This is a genomic window from Methylobacterium sp. 391_Methyba4 (assembly GCF_029691625.1).
GTDB lineage: Bacteria > Pseudomonadota > Alphaproteobacteria > Rhizobiales > Beijerinckiaceae > Methylobacterium > Methylobacterium fujisawaense.
This window is the reverse complement of sequence record NZ_CP121475.1, coordinates 5,928,400-5,949,832: the sequence shown is the minus strand read 5'-3', so window position 1 is coordinate 5,949,832 and position 21,433 is coordinate 5,928,400. Positions and strand designations below refer to the sequence as shown.

General features: G+C 71.4%; 22 protein-coding genes. 3 read left to right on the top strand and 19 right to left on the bottom strand.

The window, feature by feature from the left end:
* Position 1: 1 nt before the first annotated feature.
* A complete protein-coding gene (locus P9K36_RS28030) occupies positions 2-781 on the bottom strand; it encodes a DUF1499 domain-containing protein (RefSeq protein ID WP_043349473.1) in 780 nt (259 codons plus the stop codon).
* 67 nt (positions 782-848) lie between these two features.
* Entirely contained in the window at positions 849-2,684 is a 1,836-nt protein-coding gene (locus P9K36_RS28025; protein ID WP_244447713.1) for an AsmA-like C-terminal region-containing protein, read from the bottom strand.
* Positions 2,685-2,987: 303 nt separating this feature from the next.
* Between P9K36_RS28025 and P9K36_RS28020 the strand changes: the two genes are divergently transcribed.
* Together P9K36_RS28020 and P9K36_RS28015 are read left to right on the top strand one after the other, a co-directional pair.
* The gene (locus tag P9K36_RS28020) at positions 2,988-3,728 is read left to right on the top strand and encodes a CoA transferase subunit A (RefSeq protein ID WP_043349483.1); all 741 of its coding nucleotides are present in this window, start codon (positions 2,988-2,990) and stop codon (positions 3,726-3,728) included.
* A gap of 24 nt (positions 3,729-3,752) precedes the next feature.
* Positions 3,753-4,415: a 3-oxoacid CoA-transferase subunit B gene (locus P9K36_RS28015; protein ID WP_043349486.1), complete on the top strand. Its 663-nt coding sequence runs from the start codon at positions 3,753-3,755 to the stop codon at positions 4,413-4,415.
* Between the two features lie 268 nt (positions 4,416-4,683).
* On the opposite strand, the gene P9K36_RS28010 is transcribed toward P9K36_RS28015, so the two are convergent.
* The 17 genes from P9K36_RS28010 to P9K36_RS27930 form a co-directional block, all read right to left on the bottom strand.
* The gene (locus P9K36_RS28010; protein WP_043349488.1) at positions 4,684-4,977 is read right to left on the bottom strand and encodes a formate dehydrogenase subunit delta; all 294 of its coding nucleotides are present in this window, start codon (positions 4,975-4,977) and stop codon (positions 4,684-4,686) included.
* A gap of 9 nt (positions 4,978-4,986) precedes the next feature.
* Complete coding sequence (gene fdhF / locus P9K36_RS28005) at positions 4,987-7,860, bottom strand: formate dehydrogenase subunit alpha (RefSeq protein WP_043349489.1); 2,874 nt, start codon at positions 7,858-7,860, stop codon at positions 4,987-4,989.
* 10 nt (positions 7,861-7,870) lie between these two features.
* Positions 7,871-9,430 (bottom strand): formate dehydrogenase beta subunit, encoded by a 1,560-nt coding sequence (locus P9K36_RS28000; protein ID WP_043760140.1) that lies wholly within the window; start codon positions 9,428-9,430, stop codon positions 7,871-7,873.
* On the bottom strand, positions 9,427-9,900 hold the full coding sequence (locus tag P9K36_RS27995) for a formate dehydrogenase subunit gamma (RefSeq protein ID WP_010684574.1): 474 nt from the start codon (positions 9,898-9,900) through the stop codon (positions 9,427-9,429). Before P9K36_RS27995 ends, P9K36_RS28000 begins: the two co-directional genes overlap by 4 nt.
* Before the next feature lie 460 nt (positions 9,901-10,360).
* A complete protein-coding gene (locus tag P9K36_RS27990; RefSeq protein WP_043349495.1) occupies positions 10,361-11,017 on the bottom strand; it encodes a glutathione S-transferase family protein in 657 nt (218 codons plus the stop codon).
* 97 nt (positions 11,018-11,114) lie between these two features.
* Positions 11,115-11,579 carry a cytochrome c-type biogenesis protein gene (locus P9K36_RS27985; protein WP_043388082.1) on the bottom strand — a complete coding sequence of 155 codons (465 nt, stop codon included), beginning with the start codon at positions 11,577-11,579 and terminating at the stop codon, positions 11,115-11,117.
* Positions 11,579-13,579, bottom strand: coding sequence for a heme lyase CcmF/NrfE family subunit (locus tag P9K36_RS27980; protein ID WP_043760138.1), 2,001 nt, complete (start codon positions 13,577-13,579; stop codon positions 11,579-11,581). The genes P9K36_RS27985 and P9K36_RS27980 overlap by 1 nt, the downstream gene beginning before the upstream one ends.
* A gap of 10 nt (positions 13,580-13,589) precedes the next feature.
* The gene (gene ccmE, locus P9K36_RS27975; protein WP_111473444.1) at positions 13,590-14,102 is read right to left on the bottom strand and encodes a cytochrome c maturation protein CcmE; all 513 of its coding nucleotides are present in this window, start codon (positions 14,100-14,102) and stop codon (positions 13,590-13,592) included.
* Between the two features lie 184 nt (positions 14,103-14,286).
* Positions 14,287-15,777, bottom strand: coding sequence for a c-type cytochrome biogenesis protein CcmI (gene ccmI, locus P9K36_RS27970; RefSeq protein WP_111473445.1), 1,491 nt, complete (start codon positions 15,775-15,777; stop codon positions 14,287-14,289).
* A gap of 189 nt (positions 15,778-15,966) precedes the next feature.
* Positions 15,967-17,385: a sensor histidine kinase gene (locus tag P9K36_RS27965; protein ID WP_043349505.1), complete on the bottom strand. Its 1,419-nt coding sequence runs from the start codon at positions 17,383-17,385 to the stop codon at positions 15,967-15,969.
* 15 nt (positions 17,386-17,400) lie between these two features.
* Complete coding sequence (locus P9K36_RS27960) at positions 17,401-17,766, bottom strand: PrpF domain-containing protein (protein ID WP_236961813.1); 366 nt, start codon at positions 17,764-17,766, stop codon at positions 17,401-17,403.
* Positions 17,763-18,440 (bottom strand): response regulator transcription factor, encoded by a 678-nt coding sequence (locus tag P9K36_RS27955; protein ID WP_012321897.1) that lies wholly within the window; start codon positions 18,438-18,440, stop codon positions 17,763-17,765. Before P9K36_RS27955 ends, P9K36_RS27960 begins: the two co-directional genes overlap by 4 nt.
* A gap of 35 nt (positions 18,441-18,475) precedes the next feature.
* Positions 18,476-18,847: a PepSY domain-containing protein gene (locus tag P9K36_RS27950; RefSeq protein WP_043354854.1), complete on the bottom strand. Its 372-nt coding sequence runs from the start codon at positions 18,845-18,847 to the stop codon at positions 18,476-18,478.
* A gap of 197 nt (positions 18,848-19,044) precedes the next feature.
* Positions 19,045-19,266, bottom strand: a complete 222-nt coding sequence (locus tag P9K36_RS27945) for a hypothetical protein (protein WP_075381255.1) — start codon at positions 19,264-19,266, stop codon at positions 19,045-19,047.
* Between the two features lies 1 nt (position 19,267).
* Entirely contained in the window at positions 19,268-19,627 is a 360-nt protein-coding gene (locus P9K36_RS27940; RefSeq protein WP_043387337.1) for a hypothetical protein, read from the bottom strand.
* A gap of 40 nt (positions 19,628-19,667) precedes the next feature.
* On the bottom strand, positions 19,668-20,189 hold the full coding sequence (locus P9K36_RS27935; protein WP_111473446.1) for a hypothetical protein: 522 nt from the start codon (positions 20,187-20,189) through the stop codon (positions 19,668-19,670).
* Positions 20,190-20,255: 66 nt separating this feature from the next.
* The gene (locus P9K36_RS27930) at positions 20,256-20,765 is read right to left on the bottom strand and encodes a phage tail tip lysozyme (RefSeq protein WP_278306270.1); all 510 of its coding nucleotides are present in this window, start codon (positions 20,763-20,765) and stop codon (positions 20,256-20,258) included.
* Positions 20,766-20,851: 86 nt separating this feature from the next.
* Here P9K36_RS27930 and P9K36_RS27925 point away from each other — a divergent pair, with 86 nt between their 5' ends.
* Positions 20,852-21,412 carry a GDSL-type esterase/lipase family protein gene (locus P9K36_RS27925; protein WP_236961821.1) on the top strand — a complete coding sequence of 187 codons (561 nt, stop codon included), beginning with the start codon at positions 20,852-20,854 and terminating at the stop codon, positions 21,410-21,412.
* Positions 21,413-21,433 lie beyond the last annotated feature (21 nt).

Genomic DNA, 21,433 nt, shown 5'->3' with positions numbered 1-21,433 from the left:
GTCACTTCACCGCGAGGGCGAGGTTGGCGACGTCGTCGAGATAGGCCCGGATCCGGTCCGCGTTGCTGCCGAAATCGCGGCCGCTGAGGCGCGAGGCCGAGCGCACATCGATCCGCGCCCCGTCCGCGCGGGGGCGGATACGCACGGTGACGTCGCCGGGCAGGTTGAGGATCAGACCGCGGGCCACGGCCTCGATCCGACCGTTCCCGGTGCGTCCCCCCGGCCGGATCGCCTCGACGATCTGCCAGTGCCGCTTTAGCGCCGCCTGCCGGGCGAGTTCGAAGGCCTCGTCGGCGCCGATATCGAGGGTCAGGGGCGCGATCTGCGGATAGGCGCCGCGCTGGCGCTCGCGGATCGCGGGGCCGGGATCCGCCGGGTAGCGGCCGCCGCGAGCCGCGAAGGCCGCCCGCGAGCGCGAAAAGGCGGGTGGGTTGTCGATGTCGGTGGTGATGTCGGACAGCGCCGGCAGCCGCAGGCTGCGCAAGCCCAGGAAAGCGGGATAGCCGAGGACCGCCAGCGCGAGGATCAGCCCTGCGAGGGCGGCCCCGAGACCGCGAGCCCCCTCGCGCCAGACCCGCACGAAGGCGAAGACCGCAGCCGCCGCGGCGAGCACCGCGACCCCGAACCCGGCCACCAGGGCCGCGAGCGCCGCGTCGGTGTCGGCACGCGGGTCTCGGACCAAGATCAGGGCGATGCCGGTGGCGATGACGGAGAACACGGCGAGCCGCCGGGCCAGAGGCCCTGCGCGGGTGACGGGTTCCTCGATGAGCAGGCGGCGCATGGGGATCATGACGGCGATCGGGATCCGATCTTAGAGCTTGGCCGGGGCCGGCGCCAACGCGCGACCGTCACGGCGCGAAGGCACGGACACTGCCGGGCAGGCCGAGGGTGGCGGGCAATTTGAGAGGATCGGGCAGCATCGCATCCCCGATCCGGCCGGCCGGATCGGACGGCTCGCTGTGGGCGGCCGTCTGAGCCGTCAGGGCGTTCCAGGGGCCCGTCACCGCGAACAGGATCCCGCGGGCGGAATCGCCGGGCGGCCGCAGAACGAGATCGCCCCTGGCGTCGAGTCGCCGTTCCGGCAGCGACACCTGGCCGTGAAGGGTGGCGCCGACACTCGGCCCCAGAAGACCCGACTCGGCGATCTCGCCGACACCGTCGACGAAGCGCAGCGTCACCACGGCCCGCTCGAACGCGGTCCGGCCGTTCCGGCGCGCCAGAGCTCCGGACGCCACGGCACCGTTGCGGTGGACGACGTCGGCGAGATCGAGGCCCGCGATGGCGCCGCCATCCATGGCGAGCGTGGCCCGTCCGCCGAGATGCGCCAGGAGGCCGACCGTGTCACGCGCCCTGGATTCGAGGGCGAAATGCCCCTGGACGGGCCCGACCACCCAGCGGGCCGCGCCGATCTCGCCGAGGAGCGCACCGAGATCGACGCGGTCGAGGCTCCCCTGGGTGCGCAGCTCCGTCGCGGCCGGATCGGTCCCGCTCGTCAGGTTCACGCGCCCCTTGAACGTGCCGTCCTGGATCCGGGCCCGGTTCACCGCAACCTCAAGGGCGGTATCCCGCACCAGGATGCTCGCCGCCAGATCCTGCACCCGAACGGCGCCGGCGCGGCCCTCCGCCGCCGACAGGCGGAGGTCGAGGTCGCCCTGCGTGAGCGGCGCCAGGGCGACGGATACCGGGGCGGGATCGAGGAGCCGGGTCAGATCCTCGACGAGCGGCGTGAAGTCGAGGGTCTCGGCCGCCAGGGTCGCCTGCACCGAGAGGCGCGGCGCCTTGCCGGGTCCGAAGGCGACGGCGCCGGCGCCTTCCAGCACGTTCTGACCGAGGCCGATGCGCAGGCTCGGCCACGAGATGGACCGCTCCGCCGTCTCGAACCGGCCGTCGATCGAGAAGGCGCCGGCGAGCGGCGCCAGCGGCACATCACGGCCGATCCAGGCCAGGCTCTCCGGCAGGGATCGCGTCTCGAACCGGACCTGCCCGGACAGGACGGGCAGCGCGTTCCCCTCCGCGGGCGGCGCCATCGTTCCGTCCGCCGCGAGGCTGCCGTCCGGCCACGTGACCTCCGCGGTGAACGGGCTGCGGCGGCGCTGGGCCAGCTCGGCCGGACGCAGGTGGGTCAGGGTGATCCGGGTCGGCACGCCCCGCCACGTGAAGCTGGCGCGGCCCTCGGCGGTCTTTCCCCAGAGCGGCCACGCGATGTCCAGGTCGATGTCCCGGGCCGTGTCGCCGGCGGCGAGGCGCGCGTCGCGCACGACGATCCGGCGTGGCCGGGCCGTCCCGCCGAACCGGGCCTGCTCGGCGAGGCGCGCGAGGGGGGCGTCCCAGCCGGCGGGGTCATCCGACAGCCGCGCACCCTCCAGGCGAAGCCCGCTCACGGCCGCGCGCCCGCCGAGGAGGCTCAGCGGGTCGAGGTCGAGGGTCAGGCGGCCCGCATCCGCCAGGACCGGTCCGTCGGAACCGGCGGCGAGCCGGACGCGGTCGAGGGTCAGGCGCGGCCAAGGCAGCACCGCGACGCTCGCGGGGCCCTGCAGCGTCAGGCCCAGGCCGTAGGCGTCGAAGGCGCGGCGCGCGTAGGCCGTGACCCGGCCGTCCTCCAGGGGCCAATCGCGCAGGCCGAGGCCGGCCGCGATCAGGCTCCCGAGAGCGAGGACGAAGATCGGGCGGCGCAGCGACATCATGCTCCGAAGGGGCGGCGGCTGTAACCGGAAGCCGGGCGCCGCGCCGGCCCCTCGGGCTGCCGCGGCCCGGCAGGGTCTGCACGTCGAGTGAGCAATTTAGCGTCCTTGGCCGGCTTTGTCTGCCGCGCCCGCGCAGGGCCGCCCTGCCCTCCCCAACGCAGTGCCGGTTACGGATCGCCCGCGTCCGCGCGGACCGGTGCGGCGCACCACTGGATTTCACGCGCGGAATCGGGGAGAGCAGGCGCGAGGACACGCACTTCCCAGGTTTCGGCCGGTCGGGTCCGGCGGGAAAAGGACGGTTCGATGAAGAAGGTCTACACGGATGCCGCCGCGGCCCTGGCCGGCCTCCTGCACGACGACATGATGGTGATGTGCGGCGGCTTCGGCCTCTGCGGCATCCCGGACGAGCTGATCGAGGCGGTGCGCCTCTCGGGCGTCAAAGGTCTCACCGTCGTCTCGAACAATGCCGGCATCGACGGGGTCGGCCTCGGCAAGCTTCTGGACACCCGTCAGGTCCGGAAGATGATCTCGTCCTACGTGGGCGAGAACAAGGAATTCGCCCGCCAATATCTCGGTGGCGAGCTGGAAATCGAGTTCAACCCGCAGGGCACGCTCGCCGAGCGGATCCGCGCCGGCGGCGCCGGCATCCCGGCCTTCTTCACCAAGACCGGCGTCGGCACCAAGGTCGCCGAGGGCAAGGAGGTCCGCGAGTTCGATGGCGAGCACTACGTCATGGAGCGCGGCCTGTTCGCCGACCTCGCCCTGGTCCATGCCCATACGGGCGACACCGAGGGGAACCTGCGCTACCGGATGACCGCGCGCAACTTCAACCCGATGATGGCCACCGCCGCCAAGATGACGGTGGCGCAGGTCGAGCATCTCGTGAAGCCGGGCGAGATCGATCCGGACACGATCCACACGCCCGGCATCTTCGTGAAGCGCATCGTCGACGTGGGCGTGCGCGACAAGCGCATCGAGCAGCGCACGACGCGCAAGCGCAACGATGCGACCCCGGCCGCCGCGGCCGGCGGCGGCACGCACTGACCGGACGGGAAGGGAGCGAGAACGATGGCCTGGACCCGTGAGCAGATGGCGGCGCGCGCCGCCAAGGAGCTGGAGGACGGCTTCTACGTGAACCTCGGCATCGGCATCCCGACGCTGGTGTCGAACTACATCCCCGAGGGCATGTCGGTGCAGCTCCAGTCGGAGAACGGCATGCTGGGCATGGGCCCCTTCCCATACGAGGGTGAGGAGGATCCGGACCTGATCAACGCCGGCAAGCAGACGATCACCGCCCTGCCGACGACGAGCTACTTCTCCTCGGCGGATTCCTTCGGGATGATCCGCGGCGGGCACATCAACCTGTCGATCCTCGGGGCCATGCAGGTGGCCGGCAACGGCGACCTCGCCAACTGGATGATCCCCGGCAAGATGGTGAAGGGGATGGGCGGCGCCATGGACCTCGTGGCCGGGGTGAAGCGCGTGGTCGTGGTGATGGAGCACGTCGCCAAGAACAAGGACGGTACCGAGAGCCCGAAGCTGCTCAAGGCCTGCGACCTGCCGCTCACCGGAACCCAGGTGGTCGATCTGGTGATCACCGATCTCGGCGTGTTCGCGATCGACAAGAAGGGCGACGGCGGCATGACGCTGATCGAACTCGCCGACGGCGTCACCGAGGACGAGATCCGCAAGAAGACCGAGGCCGACTTCACGGTCGCCCTCAAGAACTGACATCGGCAGGCCCGGCGACCGACGTCGCCGGGTCCAACGGGGCGATGGCCGCCCAGATCGGGCGGCCATCGCATGACGGCGCAGGCGCCCTTCAGACGCGCCCGATGTCGGCGCACCTCGTCAGCGCCAGCCCCCCTTCACCCATCTGCACAGGCCAGACGCGAAACGCCCCCCTCTCCCGGTCGGAAGAGGGGGGCGTTTCGCGTGATCCTTCGCCGCTCGGCTCCGGCCGGGTCAGAGCCCGAAGCCTCGGACCAGTGCCGATCGGTCAGCCCGCGTCGCTGGCGCCCGCCCCCGCGAGCTGCGGATCCCGGGTCGCGGGCCGCACCGGGCTGTCGGCCGCCGGCTCCTCGCCCTGCAACGCCCGCCGCACGTAGCTGTCGACCCGGTCGCCCTGCTCCGGGAGGGCGGCCTCGAGATGCGCGATCATCTTGGGCGTCCAGAACGCCTTGATGTGCTTCTGGACCCCGGCGACCGCCTCCTCCTCCGGGTAGGACCGGAAGAAGGTGGCGATCTGGTTGGCCATGCGGACGAGCTTGTCCGCCTGCGTCACGGCACTCATCGGATACTCTTACTCCGCCGCGTCGAGCGCAGTGCCCTGGGAATTGGCGATCCGGGTCAGGGAGAAGTCCTCCTCGTAGAACTTCGCCTGCCAGTCGGAGGGCCGGTTGGTCCGCCGGACCTGCACCGCCGTCACCTTGTACTCGGGGCAGTTGGTCGCCCAGTCCGAGTAGTCAGTGGTGATGACGTTGGCGCCGGTCTTGGCGTGGTGGAAGGTCGTGTAGACCACGCCCGGCTGCATCCGCTCGGAGATCTTGGCCTTGAGGGCGATGTCGCCCGAGCGGCTCTCCAGGGCGACGAGATCGCCGTCGACGATGCCGCGCAGCTCCGCGTCGAACGGGTGGATCTCCAGCACGTCCTCCTCGTGCCAGCGCGAGTTCTCGGTGCGCCGGGTCTGCGCGCCGACATTGTACTGGGACAGGATCCGGCCCGTGGTGAGGATCAGCGGGAACTTCGCCCCCGTGCGCTCCTCGGTGGCCACGAACTCGGTGATCATGAACCGACCCTTGCCGCGGACGAACCGATCCACGTGCATCATCGGCGTGCCGAGTGGCGCCTTCTCGTTGCAGGGCCACTGCACCGAGCCGAGCTCGTCGAGCTTGGCGTAGGACACGCCGGTGAAGCTCGGGGTGAGCGAGGCGATCTCATCCATGATCTCGGACGGGTGGCTGTACTCCATCTTGTAGCCCAGCGCGTTGGAGAGCAGCACGGTGCCCTCCCAGTCGCCATAGCCGCCCATCGGGGCCATCACCTTGCGGACCCGCGAGATGCGGCGCTCGGCGTTGGTGAAGGTGCCGTCCTTCTCCAGGAACGAGGCACCCGGCAGGAAGACGTGGGCGTATTTGGCGGTCTCGTTCAGGAACAGATCCTGGACGACGATGCACTCCATCGCCATCAGGCCCGAGGTGACGTGGTGCGTGTCCGGGTCGGACTGCGCGATGTCCTCGCCCTGGATGTACATGCCCTTGAACGAGCCCTCGACGGCCTCGTCGAGCATGTTGGTGATGCGCAGGCCCGGCGCGTTGTCGAGCTTGGCGCCCCAGAGGGCCTCGAAGCTCTCGCGGGTGGCGTCGTCCGAGACGTGGCGGTAGCCGGTGAGCTCGTGCGGGAACGAGCCCATGTCGCAGGAGCCCTGCACGTTGTTCTGGCCGCGCAGCGGGTTCACGCCGGCGCCGAGCTTGCCGATGTTGCCGGTGGCCATGGCGATGTTGGCCATGCCCATCACCATGGTCGAGCCCTGGCTGTGCTCGGTGACGCCCAGACCGTAGTAGATGCCGGCCGCGCCGCCCTTGGCGTAGAGCCGGGCCGCCCCGCGGACTTCCGCCGGGTCGAGACCGGTGAAGGGCTGCTGGCTCTCCGGGGAGTGCCGCTCATCGGCGATGAACCGGGCCCAGGACTCGAACTCGGCGAGGTCGCAGCGCTCGCGGACATAGGCTTCGTCGATCAGCCCCTCGGTGACGATCACGTGCGCCAGCGAGTTGATGAAGGCGACGTTGGAGCCGGGCTTCAGCGGCAGGTGATAATCGGCCTTGATGTGGGGCGACTTCACGAGGTCGATCTTGCGCGGATCGGCGACGATCAGCTTCGCGCCCTGGCGCAGGCGCTTCTTCATCCGCGAGCCGAAGACCGGATGGCCGTCGGTGGGGTTGGCGCCGATCACCAGGATCACGTCGGAATGCTCCACCGACTTGAAGTCCTGTGTGCCGGCCGAGGTGCCCAGCGTCGACATCAGGCCGTAGCCGGTCGGCGAGTGGCAGACGCGGGCGCAGGTATCGACGTTGTTGTTGCCGAAGGCGGCGCGCACGAGCTTCTGGACGAGGTAGGCCTCCTCGTTGGTGCAGCGCGACGAGGTGATGCCGCCGACCGAATCCTTGCCGTACTTGGCCTGGATCCGCTTGAACTCGCTCGCGGCCCGGTCGATGGCCTCCTCCCAGGAGACCTCGCGCCACGGATCCGTGATCTTCTCACGGATCATCGGCTTGGTGATGCGGTCCTTGTGGGTGGCGTAGCCGTAGGCGAAGCGGCCCTTCACGCAGCTATGGCCCTCATTGGCCTTGCCGCCCTTGTAGGGGACCATGCGGACGACGCGCTCGCCCTGCATCTCGGCCTTGAACGAGCAGCCGACGCCGCAATAGGCGCAGGTCGTCACCTCCGCGTGCTCGGGCTGGCCGTACTCGTGGATCGACTTCTCCTGAAGCGTCGCAGTCGGGCAGGCCTGCACGCAGGCGCCGCAGGAGACGCATTCCGACTCGAAGAAGTTGGTCGGGCCGGCGGCCACGCGGCTGTCGAAGCCGCGGCCCGCGATGGTCAGCGCGAAGGTGCCCTGGACCTCTTCGCAGGCGCGCACGCAGCGGTTGCAGACGATGCACTTCGACGGGTCGTAGGTGAAGTACGGGTTCGACTCGTCCTTCGGCAGATACTTCTCGGCGCTCGGCTTGACGTGGTTGTCGCCGTCATAGCCATAGCGGACGTCCCGCAGGCCGACGACGCCGGCCTGCGTCTGCAGCTCGCAATCGCCGTTGGCCGCGCAGGTCAGGCAGTCCAGGGGATGATCGGAGATGTAGAGCTCCATCACGCCCTTGCGGAGCTTGGCGAGCTTCTCGTTCTGCGTGTGGACGACCATGCCGTTCTCGGCCGGGGTCGTGCAGGAGGCCGGGGTGCCGCGCCGGCCCTCGATCTCCACGAGGCAGAGGCGGCAGGAGCCGAACGGCTCCAGGCTATCGGTGGCGCAGAGCTTCGGGATCTGCGTCCCGGCATGCATCGCCGCCGCCATCACCGAGGTGCCCGCCGGCACCGTCACAGACATGCCGTCGATCGTCAGCGTGACGGTCTGCTCCGCCACGCGGATCGGCGTGCCGTAGTCGATCTCCTTGATCAGGCCCATCGACGCCTCCTTACTCGGCCGCGGCCGGCAGATCGCCGGCGCGCCTGAAATCCTCGGGGAAATGGGTGATCGCGCTCATGACGGGCATCGGGGTGAGCCCGCCCATGGCGCAGAGCGACCCGTCGGTCATGACCTCGCAGAGGTCCTCGACCAGCTTGAGATTCGCATCCGGCCGGATGCCGGCGATGACCTTGTCCATGGTCTCGACGCCGCGGGTGGCGCCGATGCGGCAGGGGGTGCACTTGCCGCAGGACTCGGTGGCGCAGAACTCAAAGGCGAAGCGGGCCTGGGCGGCCATGTCGACGGTGTCGTCGAACACCACGATACCGCCGTGGCCGACGAGGCCCTTCTTGGCCGCCATCGCCTCGTAGTCGAGGGGCGTGTCGAGGAGATGGTCGGGGAAGTAGGCCCCGAGCGGCCCGCCGACCTGCACGGCCCGGACCGGCCGACCCGAACGGGTGCCGCCGCCGAAATCCTCGATCACCTGCCGGAGGGTGATGCCGAAGGCCATCTCGATCAGGCCGCCGTGCTTGATGTTGCCGGCGAGCTGGATCGGCAGGGTGCCGAGCGAGCGGCCCATGCCGTAATCGGCGTAGGCCTTGGCGCCGTTCTCCAGGATCCACGGCACGGCCGTGAAGGTCATGACGTTGTTGACCAGCGTCGGCTTGCCGAGGAAGCCCTTCAGCGCCGGGATCGGCGGCTTGGCGCGGACGATGCCGCGCTTGCCCTCGAGGCTCTCCAGCAGCGAGGTCTCCTCACCGCAGATATAAGCGCCGGCGCCGAGGCGCACTTCCAGGTGGAAGGTCTTGCCCGAGCCCAGGATATTCTCGCCGAGCACGCCGGCGGTCACGCCGTTGGCGATGGCCTCCTTGAGGGTGGCAAACGCCTGCGGGTACTCGGAGCGCAGGTAGATGTAACCGCGGGTGGCACCGGTCGCGACGGCCGCGATGGTCATGCCCTCGATGAGGTTGAAGGGGTCGCCCTCCATCATCATCCGGTCGGCGAAGGTGCCCGAATCGCCCTCGTCGGCGTTGCAGACCACATACTTCTGGTCCGCCTTGGCGAGCATCACGGTGTTCCACTTGATGCCGGCCGGGAAACCGGCACCACCCCGGCCGCGCAGGCCGGAATCGCGCACCGCCGCGACGATGCCCTCGGCATCGAGCTTCAGCGCGGCCTCGAGGCCGCGATAGCCGCCATGGGCCCGGTAATCGTCCACGGAGACCGGATCGATCACGCCGCAGCGGTGGAAGGTCAGCCGCTGCTGCCGGGCGAGGTAGGGGATTTTTTCAGGATCACCGAGGCGCAGGGGATGGTCACCGCCGGTGGCGAGGCCGGCATCCAGAAGGGCGTCGATATCCGCCAGCTTGACCGGGCCGTAGGCGACGCGCCCCTCGGGCGTGCCGACCTCGACCATCGGCTCCAGCCAGAACAGGCCGCGGGAACCGGTGCGCACGATGGTGACGTCGAGACCGCGGCGCTCGGCGCCGGCGAACAGCGCGCGGGCGACCTTGTTGGCGCCGAGGCCGAGGGCGACGGCATCGCGGGGAATGTAGAGGGTCACGCTCACTGGCGCACCTCCGTCAGTGCAGCTTCGAGGGCGTCGGCGGTCAGGTGCGCGACGGGCTCACCGTCCACCAGCGCGGCGGGACCGTTGGCGCAGAGGCCGAGGCAGTAGACCGGCTCCACCGTGGCGCTGCCGTCGGCGGTGGTCTCGTGCCAGCCGCAGCCGAGGCGGCCGAGGATCTCGCGATGGAGCTTGTCGGAGCCCATGGCCTGGCAGGCCTCGGCCCGGCACAGCTTCACCTCGTGGCGGCCGGCGGGGTGGGCGCGGAAATCGTGGTAGAAGGTGATGCAGCCGTGCACCTCGGCGCGCGACAGGTTCAGCGCGTCCGCGATCAGCGGCACGGCGCCGGAATCCACGTAGCCGAACGTCTCCTGCAGCGCGTGCAGGATCGGCAGCGTGGCCCCTTCGAGATGGGTGTGTTCGGCGATGATCCCGGATGCGCGCTCCGCGCTCCAGGGCTCGTGACGCGCCATGGTTTCCAGCCCAGTCTGTTCCTGTTCTAATGCGAAGAGGAACAGAAATGCCGGTTGGCTTCAATCGCGCAGTCCGGTCGCTCGACAAAGGACGTTTGTCGAGCTGTAACCCGGCCGACCGCGCCTCGGCCAATTCCGGCTAATTCTTTGTCAGAAATTAATTTTTTGAATCGGAGCGGTGACGGACCACATCTGCGTGCGGCGCAACATGAATTTGTGCCCTGCAATAAATTGCATCCACACGGTGAATCTGCTCGATCGTCCGCCTCTGCCTTTCCGAGCGGCGCGAGCCATGCACCTCCGCGACGCTGGCTCGTGTCCCGTCACCCTGGATCGTAGGGTGCGTAGGTCGCCTTCGTCCGGCGGCGACAGGGAGCGACCGAGGGAGGGCATCCGGGTTGCCTGCGCGCCCCGCTTGCAGGGACGACCTGCGCAGGCCGGAGGCCAAGCAGGCGGCTCGTCAGAACTCCATCTCCAGTTCCTCGATCTCGTCCGGCTCGTCGGCAGCGGCTTCCGCCCATTCCACCATCAGCGGCCAGTGCAGGATCGTGTCGCGGTAGGCGGCGGCGCGGGGCGGCAGGGCGACGTCGTAGGTGCGGAAGCGGGTGCAGACCGGGGCATACATGGCGTCCGCCAGGCACGGTCGCGCTCCGAACAGGTACGGCCCGTCGTAGCGGTCCAGGCAATCGTCGAAGATCGTCACGATACGCTCGATGTCGGCCTTCGCGCCGTTGAACACCCGGAAGTCAGGGTGGAAGGCACGCAGGTTCATCGGCAGGGCCGAGCGGAGATTGACGAAGCCGGAATGCATCTCGCCGGAGATGGACCGGCAATGGGCGCGCTCCGCCGCGTTGCCGGGAAGGAAACCGGCCGCGGGAAAAGTCTCGGCCAGATATTCGGCGATGGCCAGGGTGTCCCAGACGACCACGTCGCCGTGGCGCAGGCGCGGCACCAGGAACGACGGCGACAGGTGCAGCAGCTCCGCCCGGCTGGTGGCATCCGTGCCGGACAGGACCTCGGTCTGGAAGTCGAGACCGGCCATCCGGCAGATCAGCCAGCCCCGCAGCGACCACGAGGAATAATTGCGGCTCGAGATGGTGAGCGTAGCGGCCGTCATCGTCCTGCCCCGGGGCGCGTCGCCGATCATGCGGTCTGCGAAGCCCGATCCAAGACTCGTGCCGAATGGGGCGGGCGAATCGCTACCGCCCCCAATTCTAATCGCGTCGCAGCAGCGCCGCGACCTCCGCCTGCTCGGCGGCCGACAGAGTCCGGACCGGTGCGGGCGGCCGGCGGCGGGCGAGGCGCCACAGGCCGAAGCCGCCCAGCAGCACCGCCAGAACCGGGGTCAGCCAGAGCAGCAGGGTGTGCAGCGCGAAGACCGGGCGCAGCAGCACGAACTCGCCGTAGCGCGCCACGACGTAGTCGAGCACCGCCTTGTCGCTGTCCCCCTTCTGCAGCCGCTCGCGCACGATCAGGCGCAGGTCCTTGGCGAGCGGCGCGTCGGAATCGTCGATCGACTGGTTCTGGCAGACGAGACAGCGCAGCTCGGCCGAGATCTCCCGGGCGCGGTGCTCCAGGGTGGGATCCTTCAGCACCTCGTCGGGCTGGACCGCGTGGGCGGGAAGCGACGCCAGCAGGGCCAGCGCCGCCAGGGCCGGTCGGAGGGAGCGGCGCGCCATCATTCGGCCGGCACCGCAACGGGGAGCGGCCGCGCCTTCGCCTTGGCGGGGACGCCCACGCGCATCCGCCGGTCCGTCAGAGACAGGCCGCCGCCGACCGCCATCACCACCGCCCCGAGCCAGATCAGCAGGACCAGCGGCTTGTAGTAGAGGCGCAGGCCGACGCCACCGTCCTGGCCGATCTCGCCGAGGCTCGCATAGACCTGGCTGGCGCCGATCGTCAGCAGCCCGGACTCCGTCACCGCCATCTTGCGGCTCGGGTAGAAGCGCTTGCCGGTCTCGACCTGGCCCACCTCGTCGCCGGCGCGGGTGCGGATCGTCAGGTAGGCGGCGGCCTCCTCGTAGTTCGGTCCCTTGCGCGGCGCGACCCGGTCCAGGGTGGCCGTGTAGGGCCCCGTCGCAAGGGTCTGGCCGGGCTTGAGGGTCGCCAAGCCCTCGGTGGCCCAGCCCTGTGCGGCGATGCCCAGCACCACCACGCCGACCCCGGCATGGGCGATGGCGGTGCCCCAGGCCGAGCGCGGCAGGCCGACGGCGCGGCGCCCGATCTGGCCGAGCGAGCGGGCCCGGCTCGCCCCGTAGCCCCGGGCGCGGGTGACGATCTCCAGAACGGAGCCGATCAGCAGATAGGCGCCGAGGCCGATCCCCACCGGTGCCAGGACCGGGCCGCCCCAGGTGAGGGCCAGGACCACGAAGCCGACGACCAGGGCCACCGCCAGCGCGGCGAAGAGGCGCTGGGCGGCGGCGAGCACGTCGCCGCGCTTCCAGGCCAGTGCCTGCCCCACGGGCACGATCAGCAGCAGCGGGATCGCGAGCGGCACGAAGGTGGAATTGAAGAAGGGCGGCCCGACCGTGATCTTCTCGCCGGTCAGCATCTCCAGCACCAGCGGGTAGAGGGTGCCGACCAGCACGGTGGCGCAGGCCGCCACCAGGAAGAGGTTGTTGAGGACGAGCGAGCCCTCGCGGGAGATCGGCGCGAACAGACCGCCCTGCCGGAGCAGCGGCGCGCGCCACGCGAACAGCGTCAGCGAGCCGCCGATGAACAGCACCAGGATCGCCAGGATGAAGACGCCGCGGGTCGGGTCGGTGGCGAAGGAATGCACCGAGGTGATGACCCCGGAGCGGACCAGGAAGGTGCCGATCAGCGAGAGCGAGAAGGTCAGGATGGCGAGCAGCACCGTCCAGACCTTCAGGGCGTCGCGCTTCTCCATCACCACCGTGGAGTGGAGCAGCGCCGTGCCGGCGATCCACGGCATCAGCGAGGCGTTCTCGACCGGATCCCAGAACCACCAGCCGCCCCAGCCGAGTTCGTAATAGGCCCAATAGGAGCCCATCGCGATTCCGAGGGTCAGGAAGCACCACGCGGTCAGCGTCCAGGGCCGCACCGCCCGCGCCCAGACGGCGTCGATCCGCCCGTCGATCAGCGCGGCCACCGCGAAGGCGAAGCTGATCGAGAAGCCGACATAGCCGACATAGAGGAGCGGCGGATGGATCGCGAGGCCGGGATCCTGCAGCAGCGGGTTGAGGTCGTTGCCCTCGAGCGGCGCCGGGATCACGCGGGTGAACGGGTTCGAGGTCGTGATGATGAACAGCACGAACACGAAGGTGATCAGCCCCTGCACGCCCAGGGTGTTGGCCCGCAGCCGCGGCGGCACCGCGTTCTTGGCGGCGGCCACGCAGGCGCCGAACAGCGTGAGGATCAGCACCCAGAGGAGCATCGAGCCCTCGTGGTTCCCCCAGACGCCGGAGAGCTTGTAGATCAGCGGCTTCTGCGTGTGCGAATTCTCGACGACGTTCTGGACCGAGAAATCGGAGGTGACGTGCGCCCAGGTGAGCGCCGCGAATGCGAACAGCACGCAGGCGAAGGCGCCGAGCGCCGCCTGCGAAGCGGTCTGGCGCAGGGCCGGATCGCCCGAACGTGCCGCCCAGATCGGCATCACCATTTGGACGAGGGAGATCGCCAGCGCGAGCGCGAGGGCGAAGTGACCGGTCTCGACGATCATGCGGGTTCCCTCACCGCTCGCTGCGGGGGCCGAGGGTGCTGTCCGCCGCCGCCGTAGCGGGTTTCGGCGCCGGGGCCGCCTTGTTCGGCCCCCCCTCCTGCCAGCGCCCCTGCGCCTTCAGCGCGTCGGCCACCTCGCGGGGCATGTAGGATTCGTCGTGCTTGGCGAGCACCGTGTCGGCGCGGAACTCGCCGCCGGGCTCCAGGACCCCCTCGGCGACCACGCCCTGCCCTTCCCGGAACAGGTCTGGCAGCAGCCCCTTGTAGTGGACCGCGACGGTGGCGTTCGTGTCGGTGACGGCGAAATCGACCGTCTGGTCCGGGCCGCGCCTGAGCGAGCCGTCCTTCACCAGACCGCCGAGCCGCAGGCGCGTACCCGGGGCGATGGCCTGCTGGACGATGTCGGTGGGCGAGCGGAAGAACACGATCGAGCCGCTCATGGCGTACAGGATCAGCCCCACGGCGAGCGCCAGCACGCTGCCGCAGGCGGCGATCAGGATCAGGCGGCGTTTCTTACGCGTCACGATACTTCCACCCCGCGGTCCGGCGCGCGGAGACCCGCCCCGACCGGAACCGTTCTCATTCTAGTCTTGAGGGTGTCGGCTCCAGGCGCCCGCGGGTCAAGGGCGGGCATCAGGACCGATTGTCGTACGGGCCCCGTCCCGCGCAGGCGGCCTCACGATTTCGCCGTGTCGCGGATCGAGCTTGTCAGGGATTCGGCTTGGCGGCGAGGTCCAGCTCCCGGGCGAGTCCGTCGAGCCGCGCCACCGCGTCGCTATTGGCGGCCAGCGCCATCCGGGCGCGGTCGAGGGCCTTCACGGCCTGGTCGCGCTCGCCCAGCGCGCTGTAGGAGCGCACGAGGCGCATCCACTCGTCCGGCGTGCCGCCCCGTGCGGCGAGGCGCCGGTCGAGCCCCTCGACCATGCTGCGAATCGCCGCCTGCTGCTCCGCCTGCGGCATGGCGCGCACCGCCGCCATCGCGGCCTCCTTCTCGGCCTGCGCGGTCGGGCCGGCCTCACCCGACCCGGCGGGCCCGGGCGCCGCGCCCTCCGCGCCGAGTCCCACGGCGCGGGCGCCCTGCTCCACCTGGGCGAGCCCCTGCGGGTCACCCGCGAGGGCGGTCCGGGCCCGGGCCAGGGCGGCGGCCGCCTGATCGGGCTCGCCGAGGACCACCCGGGACCGGACGAGCCTCAGCCATTCGTCGGAGGTGCCGCCGCCGGCCTTGAGACGGGCATCGAGACCGTCGACCATGCCGCGGATCGCCGCCTGCTGCTCGGCCGGGATCTTCGGGGCGGCCTGGGGCGTCGTCGGGGGCGGCGGCGGCTCGCCCTTGAGGCGGGCGAGGCTCTGCTTGACGATTCCGAGCCAGGGGGCGGTCGGCGGGCTGCTGGCCTCGAGTTCGGTGAGCTGGCGGATTGCCTCACCGGTATCGCCGGCCTGCTCGGCCGCCCGGGCCAGATAGAAGCGCGGCTTCGGGGCGTTCGGCTCCTTGGCCTGGGCCTTCTCGAACAGGGCCTTGGCCTCGGGCGAGACGGTGCCGTCGCCGGCCGCCGTGAGGGCCTCGGCCTGATCGGCGAGGGTGTCGGCGGTCTCGCCCTTCAGGCGCGCGATGTTGGCGTAGGCGCGGGCGGCATCGTCGAAGCGGCCGGTGCGCATGTAGACCGGGGCGAGCACCGCCCAGCCGCGGGCGTCGTTCGGGTCCCGGGCGAGGCGCGCCTCGATCTGCCCCACAGCCTTCATGAGTTCGTCGGCCCCGCCGCGGGTGGCCTGCCGGTCGGCTTCCGTCTGGGCGGGCAGTTCGGGCGAGCCGTAGAGGCCGTAGGCGATCAGCGCCACGAGGGGAATGGTGGAGAGCGCGAAGGCCGAGGCGGCCCGCCGCCGGCGCAGGCGCGGCTCGGCCGGGCGCGCGGCCTCGACGAGGCCGGCATCCTCGGCCTCGCGCTGCGCCTCGCGGCTTGCCCGGAGCAGGCGGCGGGCCGCCTCGGCCTTGGCGGTCTCGGCCTCGTCCGGAGCGATCAGGCCGCGTTCGAAGTCGCGGTCGATCTCGGCGATCTGATCCTCGTAGAAGGCGGTCTCGGTGGCGAGCCCGCTCCCGCCCGCCTCGCCGGTCGGCACGGCGGCGCGCCGCGACATCGGCCAGAGCAGGCCGAGAACGGTCGCCGCGGTCATGGCCGCCAGAATGAACCAGATCGCCGTCATGGACCTTTCCGCCAACGAGCCGGACCGGCCCGCCCCTCCCCACGCCCTGTGGAGCCGGCAGCGTGATGCCACGACGCCTCCCGACGGCGGCACGGTGTCACGCAACTCTCCCACGATGACAAGGGCCTGGGCTGGGCCATGAGGCCGCGTCGACCTCACACCGACCCCTCGCGGAACTCGCGGACGGCCTCAGTGGGTCGCGGTGCCGACGGGCAGGTCGCCCGGCACCTCCAGCACCGCCCGCAGGCCGCCGAGCGCTCCCTCCTCCAGGGTGAACCGCCCCCGGTACAGGGCGGCGAGGTCGGCCACGATCGACAGGCCGAGGCCGGATCCGGGCTTCGATTCGTCGAGGCGCCGCCCCCGGCCGAGCACGGCCTGGCGGGCCTCCGGCGGCAGGCCGGGGCCGTCATCCTCGATGGCGACGACGAGGTGGGGATAATCGTCCTTGTCGACCGCCTCGGCCCGGATCGCCACCCGGCCGTGGGCCCATTTCGACGCGTTGTCGACGAGGTTGCCGACCATCTCCTCGAAGTCCTGGCGCTCGCCGCGGAAGCGCAGGCCGGGAGGCACGTGGACGTCGTAGGCGATATCCTTGTCCCGGTAGATCTTCCCGAAGGTGCGCACGAGGCCGGCCAGCGCCGGCTCCACCTCGGTCGAGGTGCCGAGCGTGCCGGCGAGCGCCGCGGCCCGCGCCCGGTCCAGATGGTAATTGACCTGATCGCGCATCACCGCGGCCTGCTCGCGGATCTTGTGCGTCAGCTCCTCGGGGGCATCGGAGGCGCCGACCTCGTTGACGATGATCGAGAGCGGCGTCTTCAGGGCGTGGGCGAGGTTGCCGACCTGGGTGCGGGCGCGCTCCAGGATCTCCCGGTTGGTCTCGATCAGAAGGTTCACCTCGCCGGTGAGCGGCGCGATGTCGCGGGGATAGGTGCCGGTGATGCGGTCGGCCTCGCCCCGGCGCACGGCGCCCAGCGCCGCACGCATCTTCTTGAGCGGCGCGAGGCCGAACCGGATCTGCAGCAGGGTTGTGATCGCCAGGGACAGGCCCAGCAGGCCGAAGGTGATGGTCAGCGAATTGCGGAACCGGTCGACGTCGTTGACGATCTCGTCGGCGGGCCCCGCGACCCGGACCGTGTAGCGGCCCTCCTCGCCGAGATCGACGTCGCGCTCCATGATGCGCAGGAGGCGCCCGTCCTGCCCCTTGCCGTAGCCCTGGCGGATCTGGCCGACGCCGGCCTTGCCGTCCGAATCGGTGGCCGCCGGCAGCGGCACGCCGACCAGCGAGCGGGAGGTGCGCACGTCCCGCGGCTTCGCGTCGGGCTTGCCGACCTGCCAGTACCAGCCGGACAGGGGCAGGTCGAAGCGCGGATCGCCCAGCGAGAAGGTCCGGCTCTCGGGATCGTTGGGCGAGACGAGATCGGTGGCGAGGTTGTTGGCGAAGACGAGGAGCCGGCTGTCGAAGGAGCGCTCGGTGTTCTCGCGGTAGAGGGTCGTGAGGATCCAGGCCGCGATCAGCAGAATCGCGGAGCTCGACAGGAACGCCGACACGGCGAGCCGCACCGCGATGGAGCGGCGGCGCAGGGAGAAGAGGCCGATGAGGTCGATCATGGATGCGTCGGTCGCTCAGACGGGCGGCGGCGCATCGTCGAACACGGCGCCCCGCATCAGCGGGCGCGCCGTGCGGACGAACGCGCCGCGCGCGACCCGCCAGCCGTCGCCAACCACGACCTGCAAGAAGGTGTCGTCGATGTCGGCATCCGGCCGCGCGGAGCGCTCCACCACATAGGTCTTCGACACCGACGAGACGCCCCCGCCCATGCCGTTGAGCTGCCGCCCGAACGGGTCGGGACTGTCCATGGTGGAGAGGAAGACCGGCTCCCGGGCGGCGACATCTCCCGGTACGTCCCGGCGGTGCAGCATCAGCGCCTTGCTGGTGCCACCGCGCATGAAGACGGCCGGCAGCGTGCCGGAACGTGCGGCCGCGCTCACATCCGCGCCGGCGGCTGGTTGGGATCCACGAGATAGCCGAGGCCGCGCACGGTCTGGATCAGGTCCACCGCGAGCTTCTTGCGCAGGCGGCCCACGAACACCTCGATCGTGTTCGAGTCACGGTCGAAATCCTGATCGTAGAGGTGCTCGGTGAGTTCGGCCCGGGACACGACCCGGCCGGTATGGTGCATCAGGTAGGAGAGCAGCCGGTACTCGTGGCTCGTCAGCTTCACCTGGGCGCCGTCGACGAAGACCTTGCCGGAGCGTGTGTCGAGGGTGACCGGCCCGCAGGCGATCTGGCTGGTGGCGTGTCCGGCGGCGCGGCGCAGCAGCGCCCGGACGCGGGCCATCAGCTCCTCCATGTGGAAGGGCTTGGTGACGTAGTCGTCGGCACCGGCATCAAAACCGTCGACCTTGTCGGACCAGCGGTCCCGGGCGGTGAGGATGATCACCGGCGTCTTCACGCCGGCCCGGCGCCACTTCTGGAGCACCGTGACGCCGTCGGCTTTGGGCAGGCCCATGTCGAGGATGATGGCGTCATAGGGCTCGCTCTCGCCGAGATAGCCGCCCTCCTCGCCGTCATAGGCCTTGTCGGCCACGTAGCCGGCCTCCTCCAGCGCGGCCACGACCTGCCGGTTGATGTCCTTGTCATCCTCGACGACGAGCAGTCGCACGGCTTACTCCCCTCCGACACGGTTGCGGCGCCCGCTCAATACTGTCCCGCCACGGTGCCGGTGCGCGCATCCACGATCACGTGCACGAAATGCCCGTCCCGGCGCAAGGCGGTGAGCATATAGACGAGGCCGCCCTCGTGACGGCAGAGGCTCGCCCGCTGGATCTCGGCCCGGGGGATCACCGTGCGGGCCGCGCGGATCGCCGCCACGGGCGGGATCACCCGCCGCTCGCCGACCTCCTCGCGCAGGTCGGCGGGGGACAGGCAGCTCTCGATGCGCAGCGGCGCCTGGCTGGAGACGGCGCCCGTCTGGGGGGCCGGCCCGTCATCCGCCATGGAGCCGAACCCGCCCGCGGCGAGGGCCGCGGCGGTCAGGCTGATGGCGACGAGGGCGATGGCGTAGCGCATTGGCGAACGATGTGCGCCCAGGGCACTGAATGCGTCCTGAATACGTAGCCGTGCGTCAACCCCGGCGGTTGTCGGCGTCGGTCCGGACATTCCCTTCGCGGTTGATCTGGCGGCGGACGGCATCGTGCCGACATGACGGCCGAGGCGGCGCCCGGTTCCACGCCGCGGGCCGCTTCGCACAGGCGCGTCGACCGCCGTCATGGCGACGGAGCGGGGGCGGGCCCGCAGGCCAGGGCGGCGCGGGCCGGCGGGTTGACCCCGCCGGGTCCCGCCGGCGCGGCCAGCGCGCCGCCGCCGGACCCGAGCGTCCAGGCGCGCCGGCCGACCGCGCCGCCCTCGTGGACGGCGACCGTCACCGCCGTAGCGGCGGCCAGGGCGAGCCAGGCCCGGTCGAGAACCCTGTCCCAGCGCAGACGCATCTCACGCTCCCGTCAGCAGCTTCCAGAGGGCCCGCAGGGCCGGGACATGCGCGGCGAGCCACGCGACCTGATCGGAGAACCAGTGCGCGGCCGCCGCCGCGGCGACGAAGGCGAACACCGTCGCGTGCTTCAGCCGCCGCAGGTAGCGGCGCAGCGCCCGGCGCTCGACATGCGCGTCGACCAGCTCGTCGAGGGCGGCGAGCCGCGGCTCGGTCTGACGCGCAAACCACGCGTGCCAGAAGGGCGGGAAGCGGATCGTCCGGGGCCGGCCGCCCAGCGCGACGCCGGGACCGGCCCCGTCCTCGGGGGGCTCGACCGCCCGTCCCGAGGCCCTGCGGGTCGTGGTGCGGGCGGTGTTCATGGCGTCGATCCCTGTTCCACGGGCTCCCGGGGCGTCGGCCTCAGCCGCGGCGCTTGTCCGGCTCGCGCAGTTGGGTCAGCGCCGGGGCGAGGACGTTGGCGGCGCTCGCCTGCGGATCGAGGGGCAGCGCCCGGAAGATCCGCGCGGCGACGCCCTCGGGCCCGCCCGCCTTCCGGACGACGTGCGCGGGGGCGGTCGCGAGCACGTGACGGGCGCCGGCGGCCACCACTGCGGCGCCGACATCGACGCCGACGGTCCGGCCCCGGGCGGCCCCGGCCACGGCATTCTGCCCGAACTCGGCCCCGGCGCGGATCGCGGCCTCGATCCGATCGCGGGTGAGCACCGAGGCGGCCCAGGGCGCGACCCGGGCGATGCCGGCGGTGACGGCGGCGGCGGCGAGGGGCACGAGGGCGGCGGTCACCGGCTGGAGCAGGCCGACCAGCCAGTCGCCCCACGGGATCGCCAGGTCGGTGGCGGAACGGGCGGCGGCCGGCTCGGCGAGCGCGGCAAGCGACAGGCTCGTGCAGGCGAGGGCGAGGCCCGCCCGGATACGGTGCATCATCGTCGATCTCCGTGGCTATGCGCGCGGCGGACCCGGCCGGCTCGGGATCGGGTGCGACGGGGCCGGTCAGGCCCGTCCGGGCCGCCGGGCCGGTGCCGGAGCGGCGGGGCCGTCGCGAAGGGCGGCGAGCGCCCGGCGGGCCCAGGCGAGGCGGCGCGCGGGGGCGACGACGCCCGGCCGCTCGTAGCGCCGCCAGACCGTCTCGGTGGCGGCCGCGAGGGTCGTCGTGGTTCGCAGGGCGGCGAGGGCCGGCGCCTCGGTGGTGCGCAGCTCGGCGCAGAGATAGCCGTAGCTTGCTTCGGGATCGGCGGGATCAAGGCCGCGCGCCCGGCACCAGGCCTCCAGGGCGACGCGCCGGGGGCCGGTCCACTGGGCGAGCCCCCATCCGCCGCGGGAGCCGGGCACCGCAGGGGCGATCTCCTGGAGGTGGCGGAACCCGCCGGTCTCGTGGCCGAGATTGCCCAGGAGCCCGGCGGCCTGGACGTCACTCAGGCCGAGATCGCGCATCAGCCGCGGCCCGAGGCGGCGGCATGTGGCGGCGAAGGAATCCAGCGCATTCGGGAGGGGGCTCGACATGGGCGTGCTCCGGACGGTGGCGTGCCCGACCCCGCCGGGCTAAGGCGGCGCCGCCCGATCCCGGGCTCGGCGCCGATGGGGGACGTGTGGGACGCGGACAGGACCGGCCGCTCGTGTTCATCGGCGATTCGATCACCGCCGCCTGGGGCGTCGTGCGGGCCGAGACCTTCGCGCGACACGGCTTCGTGGCCCGGGGGGTGCCGGGCGAGACGAGCGCGCAGATCCGGGCGCGCTTCCTCCGGGACACCGCGGATGCGCGCGGCGTCCACCTGCTCTGCGGGATCAACGACATCGCGGAGATCGGCGGCCCGGTCCCGGACCGGGCGATCGCCCAGAACATCATCGCCATGGGGCGGATGGCCTTCGCGGCCGGTCTGCCGCTCACCATCGGCACCGTGATGCCGAGCGACTTCTGGGGCTGGCGCCCCGAGTTGCGCCCGGTGGCGCGGATCCGCACCCTGAACGGATGGCTGCGCAGCTATTGCGCGGCGGGCCCCGCCCGCCTCGTCGATTACGGGCCGGCGCTCGCCACGGCGGAGGGGGCGCTCCGGCGGGATCTCACCGACGACGGCATCCACCTCAACGGGGCGGGGTACGCGGCTGTGGAGCCAGTCATGCTGCGGGCCCTCGGCGCAGTCCCGGACTGACAGCGGACGCGGCCGCGACGG